Source organism: Victivallis sp., assembly GCF_048170485.1.
Taxonomy (GTDB): domain Bacteria; phylum Verrucomicrobiota; class Lentisphaeria; order Victivallales; family Victivallaceae; genus Victivallis.
Genome location: NZ_DBEXAY010000275.1, coordinates 1 through 3,554 on the forward strand (window position 1 = coordinate 1; position 3,554 = coordinate 3,554).

Consider the following 3,554-nt stretch of genomic DNA (forward strand, 5'->3'; position numbering starts at 1 on the left):
TTTTATCTTCCCATTCCGTCATGAGAATTCTGGAATCCTGCGACAATTTCGACTCCGACGCTCCGCCGCTCATCGAATCGAATGACACCTATCGTTTCTTCTACCGAAAAAGGCGTCGCAACTTTCATGTCGCGGCACTCAATCCGGGAATGCCGGGCCGCGAACTGCTCCACTGCGGCTCAATCCACCGGACGGAACTGTTGCGCGGCGCCCACTTCCGTTCGGAAAACGTCGACCACCTCTCCGTCGAGTATGTTCAGCGCGGAGTTCTGCAGTTCCGACAGGAGGAACGAGGGTACGAACTCTCCGCCGGAGAGCTGTTTCTGCTTCACCCCAGGCGGCGCGGGGAGTTCTTCGCGGTCGATGGATCGTGCCTGAAGATCTCTCTGCTGTTCAACGGGCAACTTCTGCCGGAACTCCTGCGGGAATCAGGGCTTGCCGCCATCGATGCGATCGCCTCGGTCAACGTCGCCGTTCTGGAAAGCTTCATCCGAGATTTCGAAACGCTCTCCCTGGAACACGGCAGCGAGGCCGAACGAAAGAACGGCGTGCTGAGCTGGCGCTTCTTCCAGTTCCTGCGCGCGCCGCACCTCCCGGAACGCCCCCCGGCTCAACTGGCCGGATTCGAACGGTTCTGTCTGGAGCATCTAGCCGATCCCATGATCACGGTCGGCGACATGGCCGCCGCCTGCCGGCTCTCCGAAAGCCACTTCATCCGGCTTTGCCGACAGCATTTCGACGCGACGCCCTACCAGTATTTGATCCGGCTCCGGATGCAGGTCGCGGCCAAGCTGCTGCTCTCCACCGATCGCATGCCGGTCAAGCAGATCGCCGAGCAGGTCGGCTATCGAAATGCACTGCATTTTTCCACCGAATTCAAGAAACTGTTCGGGCTCTCTCCCCGGCAATATGCCGACCGGGAACAACCATAAAATTCAGTCACACGGCCCCATTCCACAAGTTGCTGCAACAGCGGGAGAAAACCGTTCCAAACAGAACAGCCCCGCCTTGACATTCCCAATTGACAGGCTATCTTATCCGACAGGAGAATCCACCCTCCGGAAAGGACGCTGGTTATGCATTGGAATGCGATACGAAAACGGCTCTTTTTCACGGATGCCCCGGCGCAGGGGGCCTTCTATGCGCTCACGCAGCTGCTGCTCGGGAGCTATCTCGTCTTCTCGCTTTTCGTTTTCCTGCTCGGAATCGGCTGGGTTACCATTACCATGCCGGCCGTCTGGATTGCGGCAGGCGTCGTCACAGTTCTCTTCTGTTACTATCTTGTTATGACGCTGACGTTTTTCCGCTCTCAACAGAGCGGATTTCAGAGATATCTCAGCTGGCTTTATTTTGTTCTCTGGGCGGGACTGCTCCTCTGGGGATATTTCCGGTTATCCCTGCCCGGGATATGGGCAACGTGGCTCTTCGCGTTCTTCTTCACCGGCGTCCTGCCGCTCTTCTTCTGCGGCCGCCAGTGGAAACCGGCCTTCGGCAGTGCCCTTGCCTGGTGCATCGGCACATTGATGCTGCTGCCGCCGTTTTTCTCCGGCATCCGGCATGGCAACGACCTGGGTAGTACTGTCTGCGATCTTTCAATACCGAAATATCTGGATTTTCTCGGCATCTCCGGGTGGGGCTGGAGCGTGTGGACAGCGGCGGGACTGCTCATCCTCGCGCTCTGGTACTGGCTGACCGCGCTCTTCTTCGCCCGCCTGAGCGGCGTGAAGAAGAGTTCCCTCTTCGGGAAAGGTGTGATCCTCTGGTGGAGCACTGGCGTGGCGGTTTTTCTTCTCTTCATCATTCTGACCTGCTTCGCCGGGAAAGAGGTTTCGCGCCGGATCGCCGAACTGGAAAAACGGTTCGGACGGCCGCTGACGGCGGAGGCGCTGGCGGAGTGTTACTTCAACGGACGCAAACCGGACGCCGCCTTCTGGGAACGGTGGGAGAAAAATCAGGAAGCAGTCTCGCCGTTTCCGCCGGAAAAAGACTATTCCGCATTTGCCACCACTCCGTCCTCGGTGCAGATTTCCGCCGACGGGATGAAGCAGTGGCGTAAGCGTTTCAAACAGTACAACGGAGCGCTGACGGAATGGGAAGCGCAATTTGCCAATCCGCTGCCGCCGCGGCCGCGTCAATACCGGCGCGGCAGACTGGTCCATCTCCTGCTGCAGGAACTCAACGGCCTCCGCAGATTCAACCGGATTCAATTATGGAGGATCCACTTTGCCCTCACAGACGGGCAATCAGAAGAAGCGCTCGCCGCCGAACGACGGATGAAGCAGGGCAACCAGTATCTGCAACAGGATTCTTTTCTGATCAGCGCTCTGGTGTGGGCAGCTTGCGAAGAGCTCCGTCTCTCCGGCATTGAGATGCTGCTGGAATCCGGCAAGCTCCCGGAATCGATGCTGCACCGGCTCTCCGCCGAACTGGCGGAACAGGAAAAAGCGATTCCGCCTCTTCTGGAGCGGGTGTTATACAGTGAAGCCGTTCTCATATTCGACACCTGCGACGGCTGGACGTCCGGAGAATATTCCTCTGTCGACGGTGCTTCGCACGCCTCCCCCCGGGCACTCCGCAACTTCGTTCCGCAACTCTGGTGGTACTTACGGCGGGAGATGGCGGGCTTGGCAGAATTCTACAGTCTACTGAACCTCTCTCAGTCCGAAAAGACACCGGCCATCCGTCATCCCAACCTTCTGGCCTCGGTATTCATCCCCTCCTATCTGCGCATTGCGACAAAATTCAACCGGCTGACAGCGCGGTTCCGGGCGGTGCGGGGGCTGATTCAGGCGGAACTCTATCGCCGGAAGCACGGCAACTGGCCGGAACGCCTTCCCGACCTGCCGCTCGATCCCTTCAGCGGCAAACCGCTGCTCTACCGGAAGGGTGAATGCGTTCAGCAGGTCGAAGTTCTGAAACAGGCGGGAGACACCCCGCCCCCGAAGGGACGCTTCTTCACGGACGCCCCTTCGAAGTGGATTGCCGACAAGGAGCTCCGTACCATTCCGGCGATTCAGGTGTGGAGCGTCGGCCCCGATGGCGTCGACGATGGCGGATTCCGCCCGGACGGGTCTCACTGCGACGACGTCCGGGCGCTCCTCCGGCTCCGACCGTAGGAAGCGGCTCCGGCCCCCCCGGGAAACGCCGGAGGGTTTGACTTTTTCCGTTTGGCACGATAGAGTATTTCATAAAAGGATGCGGACATTCCCGAAAGGAGGCCGACCATGCGGTGGAACGGGTGGTGGGAGAAGCTCTTTTTCCGTGACGCTCCGGCACAGGGGGCCTTCTACGCGCTCACCCAACTGTTGCTCGGAAGTTATCTCCTCTTCTCGCTTCTCATTTTCCTGCTCGGAATCGGCTGGGTTACCTTTACCATGCCGGCCGTCTGGATTGCGGCAGGCGTCGTCACAGTTCTCTTCTGTTACTATCTTGTTATGACGCTGACGTTTTTCCGTTCTCAACAGAGCGGATTTCAGAGATATCTCAGCTGGCTTTATTTTGTTCTCTGGGCGGGACTGCTCCTCTGGGGATATTTCCGGTTATCCCTGCCCGGG

General features: G+C 58.7%; 3 protein-coding genes. All 3 read left to right on the forward strand.

Annotated features, from left to right (window positions below):
- Positions 1-932 (forward strand): AraC family transcriptional regulator (locus tag ACMLHG_RS14180; RefSeq protein WP_417170914.1); only part of this gene is annotated, 932 nt, incomplete at its 5' end.
- 144 nt (positions 933-1,076) lie between these two features.
- Positions 1,077-3,116 carry a hypothetical protein gene (locus ACMLHG_RS14185; RefSeq protein WP_417170915.1) on the forward strand — a complete coding sequence of 680 codons (2,040 nt, stop codon included), beginning with the start codon at positions 1,077-1,079 and terminating at the stop codon, positions 3,114-3,116.
- A 108-nt stretch (positions 3,117-3,224) separates the two neighbouring features.
- On the forward strand, positions 3,225-3,554 hold a 330-nt coding region (locus ACMLHG_RS14190), incomplete at its 3' end, for a hypothetical protein (RefSeq protein WP_417170916.1).